Annotated in this window: 12 protein-coding genes and 1 riboswitch; of the genes, 6 read left to right on the top strand and 6 right to left on the bottom strand. The window is 64.6% G+C overall.

The window, feature by feature from the left end:
* Positions 1-77: 77 nt before the first annotated feature.
* The 5 genes from BCL93_RS05650 to BCL93_RS05630 all read right to left on the bottom strand — a co-directional run bounded on the left by BCL93_RS05650 (position 78) and on the right by BCL93_RS05630 (position 6368).
* Complete coding sequence (locus BCL93_RS05650; RefSeq protein ID WP_112054133.1) at positions 78-851, bottom strand: enoyl-CoA hydratase-related protein; 774 nt, start codon at positions 849-851, stop codon at positions 78-80.
* 196 nt (positions 852-1047) lie between these two features.
* Positions 1048-1896 carry a 3-hydroxybutyryl-CoA dehydrogenase gene (locus BCL93_RS05645; RefSeq protein ID WP_112054132.1) on the bottom strand — a complete coding sequence of 283 codons (849 nt, stop codon included), beginning with the start codon at positions 1894-1896 and terminating at the stop codon, positions 1048-1050.
* Between the two features lie 152 nt (positions 1897-2048).
* The gene (locus BCL93_RS05640) at positions 2049-3854 is read right to left on the bottom strand and encodes an acyl-CoA dehydrogenase (RefSeq protein ID WP_112054131.1); all 1806 of its coding nucleotides are present in this window, start codon (positions 3852-3854) and stop codon (positions 2049-2051) included.
* 134 nt (positions 3855-3988) lie between these two features.
* Positions 3989-5428: an MFS transporter gene (locus tag BCL93_RS05635; RefSeq protein ID WP_112054130.1), complete on the bottom strand. Its 1440-nt coding sequence runs from the start codon at positions 5426-5428 to the stop codon at positions 3989-3991.
* Between the two features lie 280 nt (positions 5429-5708).
* Positions 5709-6368: a class I SAM-dependent methyltransferase gene (locus BCL93_RS05630; protein ID WP_112054129.1), complete on the bottom strand. Its 660-nt coding sequence runs from the start codon at positions 6366-6368 to the stop codon at positions 5709-5711.
* 71 nt (positions 6369-6439) lie between these two features.
* Here BCL93_RS05630 and BCL93_RS05625 point away from each other — a divergent pair, with 71 nt between their 5' ends.
* The 6 genes from BCL93_RS05625 to BCL93_RS05600 all read left to right on the top strand — a co-directional run bounded on the left by BCL93_RS05625 (position 6440) and on the right by BCL93_RS05600 (position 13153).
* A complete protein-coding gene (locus BCL93_RS05625) occupies positions 6440-6820 on the top strand; it encodes a VOC family protein (protein ID WP_112054128.1) in 381 nt (126 codons plus the stop codon).
* Between the two features lie 89 nt (positions 6821-6909).
* Entirely contained in the window at positions 6910-7293 is a 384-nt protein-coding gene (locus tag BCL93_RS05620; protein ID WP_258396001.1) for a DUF4870 family protein, read from the top strand.
* Positions 7294-7300: 7 nt separating this feature from the next.
* Positions 7301-8230 carry a lysophospholipid acyltransferase family protein gene (locus tag BCL93_RS05615; RefSeq protein WP_112054127.1) on the top strand — a complete coding sequence of 310 codons (930 nt, stop codon included), beginning with the start codon at positions 7301-7303 and terminating at the stop codon, positions 8228-8230.
* 14 nt (positions 8231-8244) lie between these two features.
* Positions 8245-8595, top strand: coding sequence for a DUF4870 family protein (locus tag BCL93_RS05610; protein ID WP_112054126.1), 351 nt, complete (start codon positions 8245-8247; stop codon positions 8593-8595).
* 655 nt (positions 8596-9250) lie between these two features.
* Positions 9251-11176, top strand: coding sequence for a glucans biosynthesis glucosyltransferase MdoH (gene mdoH, locus BCL93_RS05605; protein ID WP_112054125.1), 1926 nt, complete (start codon positions 9251-9253; stop codon positions 11174-11176).
* Between the two features lie 111 nt (positions 11177-11287).
* Positions 11288-13153: a glucan biosynthesis protein gene (locus BCL93_RS05600; RefSeq protein ID WP_258396000.1), complete on the top strand. Its 1866-nt coding sequence runs from the start codon at positions 11288-11290 to the stop codon at positions 13151-13153.
* Positions 13154-13174: 21 nt separating this feature from the next.
* On the opposite strand, the gene BCL93_RS05595 is transcribed toward BCL93_RS05600, so the two are convergent.
* A complete protein-coding gene (locus tag BCL93_RS05595) occupies positions 13175-14254 on the bottom strand; it encodes a glycosyltransferase family 4 protein (protein WP_258395999.1) in 1080 nt (359 codons plus the stop codon).
* Positions 14255-14352: 98 nt separating this feature from the next.
* Positions 14353-14480, top strand: a riboswitch (TPP riboswitch).
* The last annotated feature ends 33 nt before the right edge of the window (positions 14481-14513 follow it).

The raw sequence follows: 14513 nt of genomic DNA, 5'->3' as shown, positions 1-14513 counted from the left end.
AATAATGCCCAGCGCATAAAAAACGGCCGTGGTGTTATCACCACGGCCGTTAACGTTTGCTGGAAGGCGCTTGCCGCCTAGAAACTCGGCTTGCGCTTCTCGAGGAAGGCGCTCATGCCTTCGCTCTGCTCGCTACCGGCAAAGCCCAGCGCAAACAGGCTGGTTTCCAGGGCCAAGGCGCTGTCGAGATCCTGGTCCATCCCGTCGTGTACGGCCTGCTTGGCGCTGCGCACGGCCTGCGGGCCGTTGCCGCCGAGCTGCTTGGCGAGAGTCTCGGCGTATTGCTCGAGCTCGGCCTGGGGCATCACCTGATTGACCAGGCCGATGCGCAGGGCTTCCTGAGCATCGATCTTGCGCCCGGTGGTGACCAGATCCAGTGCCATGGCAGGACCGATCCGGCGCGGCAAGCGCTGGGTGCCGCCGAAGCCGGGAATCACGCCGAGCAACACTTCGGGTTGGCCGAACACGGCGTTGTCGCTGGCCACCGCCCAGTCGCAAGCCAGCGCCAGCTCGCAGCCGCCGCCCAGGCAGAAGCCGTTGACCAGCGCGACTACCGGCACCGGCAGACGCTCCAGACGCTTGATGGTGGTCAGCGCCTGGCTGGCGAAGGCGCGAGCTTCATCAGGGGTCTTGTCTCGCATCTCGGCTATATCGGCACCGGCCACAAAGGCCTTCTCGCCTTCGCCGGTGATCAGTACCGCCCGCAGGTCATCGCGGGCCTCCAGGTCATCGAGGATGCCGGCAAGCTCGCTGAGCAACGCCGAATTGAGGGCATTGAGGGCCTTGGGACGGTTCATGGTCAGGCGTGCAATACCGGCGTCGATGGCCAGATGGATCGGTGCGTCGTTCATGATGACTCCTGTGTGGTAGGACTCGCCCCCGGGCACCGAGGGCCGATGCTGTCCAACCTAGCAAGCGCTCGGTTGGCAAACGATCCCACCTTTGTCTTGAACAAGGTCTTGTGCAAGCGAAAAATCGGCTACTGAAGCCCCGCAGGTTGCGCCGAGCCGACCTCAGGCGGCCCGGCAAGCGCGCATCACCATCATCCTACTCGTAGACGTGGAAACCGCGACCGCTCTTGCGGCCCAGATAGCCCGCGGCCACCATCCGCTTGAGCAGCGGGCAGGGGCGGTACTTGGGATCACCAAAGCCCTCCTGCAGCACCTCCATGATGGCCAGGCATACATCCAGCCCGATCAGGTCAGCGAGCTTCAGCGGGCCCATGGGGTGAGCGGCACCGAGCTGCATGGCCTCGTCGATGGCCTCTGGGCTGGCGGCGCCCTCCTGCACCAGGAAGGCGGCTTCGTTGATCATCGGCACCAGCAGGCGGTTGACCGCAAACCCCGGTGAGTCGGCGATGGCCACCGGCGTCTTGCCCAGCGCCTCGGTCAGTTGCTCGATCCTCGCGACGGTGGCGTCACTGGTCTGCTCGGCGCGAATCACCTCGACCAGCCCCAATACCGGCACCGGGTTGAAGAAGTGCATGCCCACTACCCGCTCGGGGCGCTCGCATACCGCCGCGAGACGAGTGAGCGACAGCGAAGACGTGTTCGAGGCGAGAATCGCCTCATGGTTCAGATGGCTCAGATCAGCAAAGAGCTTCTCCTTGAGCGCCGGGTCTTCCGGGGCAGCCTCGATGATCACTTCGCGATCATGCAGACTGTCGAGGCTGGTGGTCAGGGTAAGGCGATCGAGCGCCGCCTGGCGATCCTCGTCGCTTAGCTTTTCCTTGTCGACCAGCCGGGCCAGGCCCTTGCCGATCTTCTCCTTGGCATTTGCCAGGGCATCATCGCTGACATCATAAAGCGCGACCTGATGGTGACTGGTGATCAGCACCTGGGCGATGCCCTGGCCCATGGTGCCGGCGCCGACGACGCCGATGCGGGAAATGCTCATGTTGAGGGTCTCCGTGATGCCGCCCCGCTGGCAGCGACTGCTGCCAGAGGCGCCGACAGGAACAAGAAGGCGGGCGACGCGCCTCACATCGCCCAATCCTCTCTAGCCTACCTCTCTGTGGAAAATGCTGCAGTGCCAAATGCTGCAGGTGCTCAGTGATCGAGCCCCACCATCGCCAGGCTCTCGAGCCCCGCCTCGATCACCGCCCGGTTGGCTCGCCCCACTGGCAGCCAGTGGCGCAGGACGAAGTCGGCACTCGCCAACTTGGCGCGATAGAAGGCCTGATCGTCAGACCCCGCGGCAAGCGCGGCCTCAGCGGCCAGCGCTGCGCGTCCCATCTGCCAGGCGCACAGCACATGCCCCGTCAGTTGCAGAAAGGGAGTCGCGTAGGCCTGAACGGCATCCGCGCCCTGAGCCGGATCGCGACCGGCGGCCAGCACTACTGCCGTGGCGGCTCGCAGGTCATCGGCACCGGCTTTCAGCGCGGCGCCCTGGGCGCTGAGCGCCAGCTTATCGGCGAGCTGCCCGGCGGTGGCTTCTACCTCATCGAGCAGAGCCGCAAGGGCGGCCCCCTCATCCCGGGCCAGCTTGCGCCCGGCGAGATCCAGCGCCTGGATACCGTTGGTGCCCTCATAGATCGGTGCAATGCGGGCGTCGCGCCACAGCTGAGCGGCACCGGTCTCTTCCACATAGCCCATGCCACCATGCACCTGTATCCCCTGCGAGGCGATATCGACGGCCTGGTCGGTGGAGAACGCCTTGACCACCGGGATCAGCACGTCGACCCGTGCCTGAGCGGCATCGCGGGTCGCCGCATCGCCGTGATGGCGGGCAACATCCATCTGCGCTGCACAATAAAGTGCCAGAGCGCGCAGGGCATCGGTGCGCGAGCGCATCGACAGCAGCATGCGGCGCACGTCGAAGTGGTCGATGATCGCGGCCGACTCGCCGCCGCGCGAACCAGGCGCACGGCCCTGGCTGCGCTCGGCGGCGTAGGCAAAGGCCTGCTGGGTGGCGCGTTCGGCGACGCCGATGCCCTGGATGCCGACCTTGTGGCGGGCCTCGTTCATCATCGTGAACATATGATTGAGCCCGCGGCCGAGCTCACCGACCAGATAGCCGATAGCCCCCTCGCCTTCGCCGAAACTCAGGGTGCAGGTGGGCGAGCCGTGGATGCCGAGCTTGTGCTCGATAGACGCACAGGTGACATCGTTGCGGGCCCCCAGCGCACCGTTATCATCGACCAGGAACTTGGGCACCAGGAACAGGGAGATGCCCTTGTTGCCCTCAGGAGCATCCGGGGTGCGCGCCAGCACCAAATGGATGATGTTCTCGGCCGCCTCGTGCTCGCCCCAAGTGATGTAGATCTTCTGGCCGTGGAGGCGATAGTGGTCGCCCTCACCGTCAGCACAGGGAATGGCCTTGGTGCGAACCCGAGACAGGTCCGAGCCCGCCTGAGGCTCGGTGAGATTCATGGTGCCGGTCCAGACGCCCTCGATCAGCTTCGGCAGGTAGCGCGCCTTGAGCGCCTCGCTGCCGTGATGCGACAGTGCCTCGATAGCACCGGCGGTGAGCATCGGACACAGCCCCAGCGCCATGTTGGCACCATGCAGCATTTCCTGCACCGCACTGGCCGCCACCTCGGGGAGCCCTTGCCCCCCCTGGGCCTCGGCGACGCCGATGCCGTTCCAACCGCCCTCGGCATAGGCCTGATAGGCCTCGATGAAGCCATCGGGTACCGTCACGCTGCCATCCGGCTGGCGGCGGCAGCCCTGGCGATCACCGGGCAGGTTGAGCGGCGCCCAGACCTCACCGGCCAGCCGAGCGGCTTCGTCAAGCACGGCATCGAGCAGCTCGGGGCTGGTGTCCTCGAAGCCGGGCAGGTCGAGAGAGGTGTGCTCTAGGAGTTCCTCGAGCACGAAACGGGTGTCGCGCAGCGGAGCGTGATAGGGCGTCATCGCGGGCATCTCTTGAGAAAAGGTTAACCGCGATAGTAGGTTGGCGACCGGGACCTAAGCCATTAGGCGAAAGCCGCAGCGACTGTCGTTGGCCTCGTGTCGTTGATCTCAATAGTCGACCTCAGTCGTTGATCTCAATGCGAGCTCGACGCGGTCTCACTGCGGATCGGCCCGCCATCACCGGACATCCCATGCGGCTTTTCCTCCGACACATCTTGCGGGTCGGCATCGTCGTAGTAGGCGATATGCGCCTCATCGGCCGGCGGCGGGCCGACGATAGGCTCGGCGACGGCGACATCCGGCACTGCCAAAGAAAGGTCCTCGAGGTATTCGTGCTCGACGGCTCCCTGTATCTGCGCGTCGGTGACGCCAAGCTCAGCCCCTGCCAGGGTCTGAGTCTGGGTGGCCACGAAGGGCGCCATGGGCAGCGGCGCCGGGCGGACGCTGCGTCGCCAGACGAAAAAGCCGACCAGACCAAGCCCCACGGCGCCCATCGACCAGAACAGGCCTCCGTCGCCGAACGCTGCCATCACCGGAGTGATCAACGGCGGGCTGACCGTGGACCCCAACGCATTGATCAGCAGCAAGCCCTGGCTCATGCGCACCAGGGCACCGGCCGGGGCCCGGTCGGCAGCATGGCTGACCGCGACCGGATACAGTGAAAAGACGCCACCACCCAGCAGGAACAGCAGCCCGCCCGTCAGCCACGACTCCCCCGGCACCATCAGCAGCGCCATCGACAGCCCCGCCGTACTGGCGCCGATGATGATCAGCACCAACTGACGGTCGTGCTTGTCCGACCAGCGCCCGATCGGGTATTGCAGCAGCATGGCCCCGAGTACCACCACCGCCATCATCTGTCCGATCTGCGCGACACCCAGACCGCTGCGCTGTAGGTAGAGGGGCAGCAGGCTATAAACCGCTGCCACGACCAGTCCCGAGCCGAAACAGCCCATCACCCCGGTGGGCGTCAGCGTGATCAGCCGCAGCGGTGACAGCGGCTCGGCGTGCTCGATCAGCGGCGATACCCGCGGAATCATCGCCATGGGCAGCACCGACAGCGAGGCCAGCATGCCCACCACCATGAAGGGCGCGGCATCGCTCATGGCGTTGGTTGCGCCGAGCAGCAGTTGACCAATCACGCCGGCGGCGTAAAGAGAGATCATGTACATGGCTAGCAGGCGACCACGTACCTTGGTATCGGCACTGGCCAGCAGCCAGCTCTCGATGACCAGATAGACCCCCACCGTGGCCCAGCCGCCAATCAGGCGCAGTGCGAACCAGCTGACAGGGTCGAGCCACAGGCCCTGCAGCAGCACCGTGACCGCGACCAGCGAAGCAAAGCAGCCATAGGCGCGGATGTGCCCGATGCGAAGCAGCAGGCGGTCATTGAACAGCGCCCCCAGCGCCAAGCCGATGAAGTAGGCTGACGACACCCAGCCGATCACCACGGCGGACTCACCCGCCGCGTCCAGGCGCAGGGTGATCAGGGAGGCCAGGAAGCCATTGCCGATGCAGAGAATGAAGAGCCCCAGCAGGGGCGCAAGGGCCAAGGAAAGCAATTGCCGGGACATGACATGCCTCGCATCTACGAGAGGGAAACACCGCCGCTCCCGGCGGGTGAGTCGCGATAATCATCTTGCCGGCGGGGAAGTTTCCACCACCTCGTCATCAGGCTAGAAGCCGGCCATCACCGGCGCAATGTGGGCAATCGCGCGGCGAATATACGCTTGGCCCGGCTCGTCGCCAAGCGCTATTTGCGTCTTCGTTCATGCACGATCATGGCGCCGAGGCAACACGCTTAATCAGCACGTTTCAGCAGTGCGCCTGATCAATACGTCTTAGTAGAGATTCTTAGAAGAGAGTCTTAGAAGACCGCCTTAGGAGAACGACGTCATGGTCGGGAAAGGTCACGTCCATGGCGAGTCGCTCGGCGAGCCAGCTAAAGCTCGCTTCGCTGAAGAAGCAGACATGGGTGGGATCGAGAATATAGTGCCAGCCGGCGAAGGCCTCGTGGCTGGTGACCCGCTTGGTCATCAGCCCCAGCCAGCCGCCTGGACGCAGCAGCCCGGCCAGGCGGATGAGCTCGTCACCGGGGGCTGCCATGTGCTCGACCACCTCGGTGGCGGTGATGAAATCGAAGCTTCGTGACAGCGGCGCCGGGTCCGGAGCGTAGTAGGGGTCGAAGATGGCCATCGGATGACCCGCCTCCTCGAACATGACCGAGAGCGTCGGCCCCGGGCCGCTGCCGACATCGAGTCCCTCTGCGCCGGGCGTCAGCCGCGCAAGCAGGGGCGCCTGCAGCCTCGACAGGAAGCGTCGATAGCCGGCATCCTGCGGCGAATTCTGGTGCTGGTCATAGACCGCACGCTCGGCATCGGCATCCAGATGCTGATGAGGCGGCACGAAGACCAGGGTGCAGACCTGACACTGCAGGTAGTCGCGCCGCGCATCCCGATGGTAGGCCACCGCATCAGGCGCGTCGCACAGCGGGCAGGACAGAGGCTGGGTCATCGTCGTATGCTCATGAAAATATTCGCCGCCAAGCCTACTCTGATCGCCCAGGCGACCCAAGGAGGAACCCCATGCTGTCAGCTCTGGATCACCTGGTGATGTACGTCGATGACTTACCGCGAGCCGTGGATTTCTACAGCCGCGTCCTGGACATGGACGCCAAGGAGCAGGACGCCGGCCATGCCGACCTGCACCTCGGCAACCTGACCCTGCGCCTGCAGCTCACCGATAGCGCCGCTGCGCCCAAGGCAGCGACGCCCGCCACCGGCGGCATGGAGCTGTCTTTCGCCAGTCGCCTGCCGCTCGACGAGGTCGAGCGCCACCTGACCGCCCTTTCTATCCCAGTGGAGCTTGGTCCAGTGGCCCGGGCTGGCGGCAAGGGGCCGGTGGACTCGCTCTATCTGCGCGACCCGGAAGGCAACCTGCTGGAGATCACCCGCCCGCGTCGGTGATGGCAACACCTGTCTGGGCAGGTATCATATTGCCCAGGCTCGCTTTTTCGCCTATTTCCACTCAAACCGTTTCATTCAAGGACGATGTCATGCCCCAGACGCCCGCACCCGAGACGCCTCCTTCCGAGATGCCTCCCTCCCCTCAACAGGCAGACACCACCATGGCCATGGTGGTCTACGGCCTCTTACTGGCTGGCATGGTGATTGGCTTCACGCCGCTTATTGGCGTGGTCATCGCCTATGTCTACCGCGGCAAGGGGCCTGACTGGCTCGAGGCACACTATCGCTACCAGATCCGCACCTTCTGGATCGGCCTGCTGTACGGCCTAATCGCTACGCTCCTGACGCTGGTGGTGATCGGCGTCCCGCTGCTGATCGCTCTGGCGGTGTGGATGATCATCCGCTGTGTTAAGGGCTTCAAGGGCCTGCAGGAGCAACGCCCACCCGCCAATATCACCACCTGGCTGGTCTGAATTGTCGATGAGTGAAGACACCTCCCGCCGCAACCGCCTCCAGGCCACCGCCATCACCGCCCTGTGGCGTAGTCTGGCCGGGCGCCGGCTGAGCACCCTGTGGCGGCTGTCGACGTTCGCAGGCCCATTGGTGCACCGTTTCAGCAAGCGCGAGCGCCAGATCACCGAGACCAACCTGACGGTCGTCTATCCCCAGGCAAGCGACGCCGAGCGACGCCGGCTGGCAAGCGAGAGCCTTACCCACTCCACCGCCACCATGCTCGAACTGGGGTTTGCCTGGATGGGCGACCCCGAGCGGGTCGAGGCATCGATCGTCGAAGTGCATGGCCGCGAACTGCTCGATGAGGCCCGGTCCGAGGGGCGAGGAGTCATTGTGCTGGCGCCCCACTTTGGCAACTGGGAGGTGCTGAACTTCTGGCTCTCGGGCCACTTTCCGTTCACCGCCATGTACGAACCGCCCAAAATCGCCCCGCTGGACCCGGTGATTCGCCATGGCCGCGAACGGCGCGGCGCCCAGCTGGTGCCGACCAACCCGCGCGGTGTGGCAGCACTGCTCAAGGCGCTAAAGCGCTGCGAAGCCGTCGGTATCCTGCCGGATCAGGAGCCTGACTGGGGCAGCGGCGTCTTCGCCCCCTTCTATGGCCGCCCCGCCTACACCGCCACCCTACTGCCGAAACTGGTGGCCCGCACCCAGGCGCGAGTGGTCACCGGGGTCGCCAGGCGTCTCCCCGGGCGCGGCTTCGCGCTTCATTTCCTGGCCGCCGATGAACGGGTCTTTGATACCGACGAGACCGCCTCGGCCAGTGGCGTGAACGCAAGCGTCGAGGCCGCCATCGCCCTGGACCCAGCCCAGTACCAGTGGGAATACAAGCGTTACCGCAAGACGCCCGAGGAAGCCGCCGGCGACCCGGACTTCCGCCGTGCGCGCATCTACTGACGCCGAGAGAGCTCATGACTCAGACCTATCTGCCCGAGCAGGACACCCGTGTCACTCAAATCATCTATGTCCTCTATCTGGCCGGCCTGATCACCGGCAGCGTGACCACGCTGATCGGCGCCATCATGGCCTATGTCTACCGCGGCGATGCCTCACCCTGGCTGCGTGAACACTATCGCTACCTGATCCGCACCTTCTGGATCGGGGCTCTCTACGGCTGCATCGCCTTTTTGCTCGGGGTGATCGGTATTGGCTTTCTGATCATGCCGCTGCTGGCGCTGTGGCTGATCTTGCGCTGCGTGATCGGCCTCAAGGCCGTGCGCGCCGACCAGGCACCGGCCAAGCCCAGCACGTGGTTGTGGTGAAACGGCTTTAGTGAGCGTGCTGAAGAACGGGGTCCACCTGGAACGCCTCCGCATGGGGAACATGCGGCGCCGGATTCCGTCTAATATAGATCGTAAGCTATTTACAAAGACGCGTTTATACCGAGCCTGATCCTGATATAGCGCCGATATACAGAGCCGATATACAGAGCTCGATGTAACGAGCCCAATATAGAAGGTCCGACATGCACTGAGCGTTGCCATCACCACGCCAGAGCGAACCGGCCACGCCTGACTGGCTTCCCAGGTAAAGGCAGCACCGATAAGCTTTTTGCGTTCGCTCAGCGTCAAATCGCGCTGTTTGTCGCGACCATGGCAAGACCAAGATCCGCATCTGGGCAGTACAAGAACAGCGCACCTAATGCCACAGCTCGCCCCGATGCTTACTTAAATCTCCTCCCCGGATTGCGCAGGGACTGCCGGCGGGGGCTAATGGAGAACCACTGGAAGTGATGATGACTCCACAACACCCGCTGTGCGGCGCAGGTACGCCCCGGACAGCAGGTGCCCCAGCACCCAGACTTTCGACGCGCAGCGCACCTCAGCGCCGCCGTCGGTCATGGGTCGGTCGGCCCAGGCCATCTGCCTACGAACAGTCAAGCCCTAGCCGTCTCCTGCAGCGCAGCGTGGTACGCCGATGAGTTCTCTTGACGAACTTCGCAGCGCCCCGACGACGCCCAGTTCCTCTGCCCACGCCAACCGCCGTCAGTTCAGGCCCCCTTGGCGACGTAGCCGGCGTGCCCTGTTTGCCGGACTGTTCGCCGGCACCGCCGCGCTGGGCATCTGGGCAATGTTTCAGATCCTCTATGTCGGCGGCATCACGCCGCTGGAGCTGGTCATCCTGGGGCTGTTTGCCCTGACGTTCAGTTGGATCATCATTGCCTTCTGGAGTGCCGTGATCGGCTTCGTGCTGAGCCTGTGCCGCCGCGATCCGGTGACTCTGGCCCGCCTCCAGCCAGCGCAACCGCCCAGCGACGCCCAATCGAAAACCGCGCTGGTGATGCCAATTCACAATGAAAACATCAGCGGGGTCATCGCCGGGCTGGAGGCGACCTGCCGCGACCTGCCCGGCGACACGCCTCAGCGCCAGCTGGAAGTCTTTGTCCTGAGCGACAGTACCGACGATGCCATTGTCGATCAGGAGCATCTTGCGATCGGTGCCCTGCAGCGTCGCCTGAACGGCGCCTGTCAGTTGCACTATCGCCACCGGGACAGCAACAGCGGCCGCAAGGCCGGCAACCTCGGGGAGTTCTGCCGTCGCTGGGGAAAGCGCTACGACTTCATGCTGGTGCTGGATGCCGACAGCGTGATGAGCGGCAGCACAGTGTCAGCGCTCATCGACGCCATGGAGGCCAACCCGCGGCTGGGCCTGCTGCAGACTGTCCCCATTCCTGTGCACCAGCAAAGCCTGTTCGGTCGAGCCAACCAGTTTGCCGCCTCGCTCTACTCGCCGATGCTCGCCGCCGGCCTGAGCTTCTGGCATGCCGACGCCGCCAACTACTTCGGCCACAACGCCATCATGCGCACCGAAGCGTTCATGGCCCACTGCGGTCTGCCGCAGCTGCCCGGATCGCCGCCGCTGGGAGGCGACATCCTCAGCCATGATTTCGTCGAGGCGGCACTGATGCGGCGTGGCGGCTGGCAGGTGCAGATGCAGACCGACCTGGACGGCAGCTTCGAGGAAATGCCCAGCCATATCCTCGACTACGCCAAACGGGACCGGCGTTGGGTGCAGGGCAATCTGCAGCACCTGCGCCTGCTGGGCGGACATGGCCTGCACCCGCTGAGCCGGCTGCACTTCCTGTTCGGGGCCTTTGCCTACATCTCCTCACTGGTCTGGCTGTCGATCCTGGTGATCAGCACCGCCGACGCCTTGATCCGCGCCATCGCCGAACCCAATTTTTTCACTTCCAACGCCCAGCTGTTTCCCGACTGGCCGATTGCGCCACCGCCCCTGATCATGCCCCTGCTGGGCGGCACCCTGGCCATGCTGCTGATGCCCAAGGTGCTGGGCATGTGTCTGGCGATGGCTCGCCGTCCCCGCGCCTTCGGCGGTCGCACACGGCTGGCCGTCAGCGTGGTGCTCGAAAGCCTGTTCGCGATGCTTATCGCGCCTCTGATGATGGTGTTCCACAGCCTGTTCGTGATCAACGTACTGAGCGGGCGCACCGTGGCCTGGGACCCTCAATCCCGAGAAGGACGCGCCGTGGCGTGGCGAGAGGCGTGGCGGCATACCTGGCAGGCCAGTCTGGTCGGACTTGCCTGGGCCGGCGTCACTTGGTGGTACACCCCAGTGTTCTTCTGGTGGCTGACTCCTGTGTGGCTGGGCCTGATGCTGGCCGCGCCACTGATCCGATTCAGCAGCAGCCTCACGCTTGGCCGCAGCCTGCGCCGCGCCGGCCTGCTGCTGGTGCCCAGCGAGACCTGCCCGCCCGCTGTGCTGCAAGCGCAGTCCTCGTCTGAAGAAGTGCCAGATGGCGAGCAGCCCTGGCCACCTCCGCAGGAGCTACCCGGCGAAATGCCGGAACAGACCTTCGCCGCCCCTCGGCACGACGCCGCCTAGCGAGGCCTCTCGTAGTGGCCAAGCCTCAGCCAACCGCCTACAACGTGTTGCACGACGTGATACACAACGAACATCGTTGTTACCTATACCCGAACCGCTTGGAGCCATGGAATGCTGATACAACGCGGGATGTCAGGGCGAGCCAGCCATGCTCGCCCGGATCAGGCAGGACGTCTTGCGACGACCCTGTTGACCACCACCCTGCTCTGGACGGGGCTCGCCTCGTTTGGGCTTGGACTCGGCATAGCAACGCCGGCCTGGGCCGAAGCGCCGACAGCCGATGCATCGGCAGATGCCAATCTCGATGCGCAAAGCTCTGATGCGCAAAGCTCCGATGTTCAGAGCCCTGATGAGCAGAGCCCTGGCGCCCAGGGCCTGGAATCCCAGAGCAGTGACACCGCAGCCACCGACGCCACCACAAGCCAGTCAGCTACCGGCGCCAAGACCAGCATGGCGTCTTTGGACGCGCTGTATGCCGAGGTCACCTCGCGGGCCAAACAGCTCGCTCAGGCCCCGTTCGAGGCTCACGATAACGCCTTGCCGGAAGCCTTGCAGGACATAAATTATGACCGTTACCGACAGATTCGCTTCCGTCCCGAAAAGGCCCTGTGGCGCGATCAGTCTCTCTTCGAGGTGCAGCTATTCCACACCGGTTTTCTCTACAACCAGCCGGTAGGCCTGAACCTGGTCGAGTCGCTCGACAACAGCGGCCAGGTCGACGTGTCACCGCTGCCCTTCGATCAGGGGTATTTCCGCTATGACGATGCGGCGGCCCCCATCGGCGAGGCGCTGGCCAAACAGTCCAGCGACGACCAGGCCCGGAACGATATCGGCTACGCGGGCTTTCGCCTGCATTACCCGCTCAACCACGGCGACTACCGCGACGAATTTATGGTCTTCCTCGGCGCGTCCTATTTCCGTCTGATCGGCCGCGACCAGAGCTACGGCCTATCGGCGCGCGGGCTGGCCATCGACACCGCCTCGCCACAGGGCGAGGAGTTTCCGGCGTTCACGGACTTCTGGCTGGTCCAGCCGGCACCAGACGCCACGCATATCCAGGTGCTAGCACTGCTCGACAGTCCCTCGGTCAGTGGCGCCTACCGCTTCGATATCACCCCTGGCGAGTCCAGTACCGTCGATGTTCAGGCACGTCTCTTTGCCCGCGAGGACGTGAAGAAGCTCGGCATCGCCCCGCTGACCAGCATGTTCTGGCACGGGAGTCTGGAGCGCGTGCACGACGATGACTATCGGCCCCGCGTCCATGACTCGAACGGCCTGTCGATGCACACCGCCAAGGGGGAGTGGATCTGGCGTCCGCTGAGCAATCCCTCGCAGCTGCATATCTCCTCACTGCGCGACGACACGCCCCAAGGCTTCGGCCTGGTGCAACGCCTTCGTGCATTCGACGATTATTTGGACATGGAAGCGCGCTATGATCTGCGCCCCAGCCAGTGGGTAACGCCACAGGGCGGTGACTGGGGGTCCGGCGGTGTGGAACTGGTAGAGATTCCCACCGAGAACGAGACCAACGACAATATCATCGCCTACTGGGTGCCCGATGCGCCCTTCAAGGCCGGCGAGTCACGAACCTACCGCTACCGCACTTCGACCTTCGGCGCCTATCCGCCGACTCTCGAGCGTGCCGGTGTGGTGCATACCCGCCAGGGTTGGGGAGGCGTACCCGGCCAGGACGATCCTCCGCCCAGGAGTCGCCGTCATTTCATCGTCGACTTTCGCGGCGGCGAGCTGTCGAGCCTGGATGCCAGCCAACCCGTGGAGATGACGCTGACCACGTCCAGCGGCGAGACCCTCACGCCGCAGGTGCAGCTGCTGCCCGACGGCAAGACATGGCGGGCGAGTTTTCGCCTCCAGCCCGACGGCGATCAGCCAGCCGACATGCGGCTATCGCTAACCCTGCGTGGCCAACCGCTGACGGAAACCTGGAACTATGTCTGGTACCCCGGCGCTGCCCGCTGATAGCGACAGTAGCGAAAAGCGCTAGCCTTCGCCGAGCGCCTCGGCGAAGGCCTGCGCAGCGCTGTGCCAATCCTGCTGCTGGCGCCTGGCCTCAACGGCTCCCTTACGTAACTGAGCCCGAAGCTCGCCGTCTTCGAACCAGCGGCGCAGTGCCGTCGCCAAGGCCTTGGCATCTCCCGGTTCTACGGCCATACCCGCGCCTTCAGGCAGGGTATGACGCAATGCGCCGCCGGTGGTGGTAATCACTGGCAGGCCACGGGCCAGCGCTTCGGTCACCACCATACCGTAGCCTTCGTAATAGGACGGCAGCACGAAGAGATCCGCCTCTGCGTAGTAGGATGAAAGCGCCTCAGGCGAGCGGGTCCCCAGCAGGTAGACCCACTCACCCAGCCCTTTTGACTCAATCATCGCCTCGACCCGACTCGCATGGTCAGGGTCGAGCTCCAAGCCGCCGATACAGTCGCACTGCCAACTGAGGTCGGAAAGCTCGGAGAGCGCCTCGATCAGCACCTCATACCCTTTGCGTGGCGTCAGGCTCGCCACACAAAGCAACCGAGCGGGCTCAGTACCATCGACATGGCGATCGACGCTGTTCGCCAATGGCACTGGCGTGACCCCCGGCTCGACCACGTGAAGGCGCGATGGCAGCACACCGAAATCGGCCAGCCGCTCGGCGGTGAAGGTGCTGGTCGCGATCACCCGATGCATCGCCCTTAGTGCCAGCGTCTCGCTGACGCGAAAGCTTTCCCGCTGGATATCGCTCAGGCCGGTCTCGTCGGCCAGCGGATGATGCATCAGGGCGGTGAGCTCGAGCAGGTTGGCATGACGCGCCACTACTTCGGGCAGACCTGCCATCACCATGGCATCGAGCACCACCCGAGCGCCTTCGGGCTGTCGCGTCAGGGCGCGCTCAAGACTCTCGATCGCCTGCTGATCGGGTGTCGGGAAGCGCCCGGCGAGCCCTTCTACCACAACCTCCCAGCCGCGCTCGCGCAGCGCCTCGGCGATGCGGGCGTCATAGACGTAGCTGCCGGTGAGCTGGTCGGGGTCGCCGGCTACCAGCAGGGTCAAAGCGGGCGTCCGGGAAGCGGCTGACATCATCCGTGACATCCTCATTTCAGTGGAAGAGTCGTTGTGCAGGATACGGCGCAAGCATAGCGCGGACTGGCAAGGACACGACAAGCTGCTAGACTGTCGCCACTCGCTTGACGGGGTGCCGGTGATACCGGCTGAGACCGCCCAACGCCGTGCCAGCGCACGCGACAGGGGGGATCCCGTTGAACCTGATCCGGCTCGTACCGGCGTAGGAATCAAGCGGTGGCAGGGCACGGCTGCACCAGTCTCGCCCGGTTACGCCTTG

Source organism: Onishia taeanensis, from assembly GCF_003268885.1.
GTDB classification, from domain to species: Bacteria; Pseudomonadota; Gammaproteobacteria; order Pseudomonadales; family Halomonadaceae; genus Onishia; species Onishia taeanensis_A.
Note: the sequence above shows the minus strand (reverse complement) of the source record. Positions and strands in the feature narration are given on the sequence as shown.

What these genes read in the sequence shown, in the direction of transcription:
- BCL93_RS05595 (WP_258395999.1), bottom strand. Translation starts at nt 14,254, where the DNA reads ATGATGTCAGCCGCTTCCCGGACGCCCGCTTTGACCCTGCTGGTAGCC.
- BCL93_RS05650 (WP_112054133.1), bottom strand. Translation starts at nt 851, where the DNA reads ATGAACGACGCACCGATCCATCTGGCCATCGACGCCGGTATTGCACGC.
- BCL93_RS05630 (WP_112054129.1), bottom strand. Translation starts at nt 6,368, where the DNA reads ATGACCCAGCCTCTGTCCTGCCCGCTGTGCGACGCGCCTGATGCGGTG.
- BCL93_RS05645 (WP_112054132.1), bottom strand. Translation starts at nt 1,896, where the DNA reads ATGAGCATTTCCCGCATCGGCGTCGTCGGCGCCGGCACCATGGGCCAG.
- BCL93_RS05640 (WP_112054131.1), bottom strand. Translation starts at nt 3,854, where the DNA reads ATGACGCCCTATCACGCTCCGCTGCGCGACACCCGTTTCGTGCTCGAG.
- BCL93_RS05625 (WP_112054128.1), top strand. Translation starts at nt 6,440, where the DNA reads ATGCTGTCAGCTCTGGATCACCTGGTGATGTACGTCGATGACTTACCG.
- BCL93_RS05620 (WP_258396001.1), top strand. Translation starts at nt 6,910, where the DNA reads ATGCCCCAGACGCCCGCACCCGAGACGCCTCCTTCCGAGATGCCTCCC.
- BCL93_RS05615 (WP_112054127.1), top strand. Translation starts at nt 7,301, where the DNA reads ATGAGTGAAGACACCTCCCGCCGCAACCGCCTCCAGGCCACCGCCATC.
- BCL93_RS05635 (WP_112054130.1), bottom strand. Translation starts at nt 5,428, where the DNA reads ATGTCCCGGCAATTGCTTTCCTTGGCCCTTGCGCCCCTGCTGGGGCTC.
- mdoH (WP_112054125.1), top strand. Translation starts at nt 9,251, where the DNA reads ATGAGTTCTCTTGACGAACTTCGCAGCGCCCCGACGACGCCCAGTTCC.
- BCL93_RS05610 (WP_112054126.1), top strand. Translation starts at nt 8,245, where the DNA reads ATGACTCAGACCTATCTGCCCGAGCAGGACACCCGTGTCACTCAAATC.
- BCL93_RS05600 (WP_258396000.1), top strand. Translation starts at nt 11,288, where the DNA reads ATGCTGATACAACGCGGGATGTCAGGGCGAGCCAGCCATGCTCGCCCG.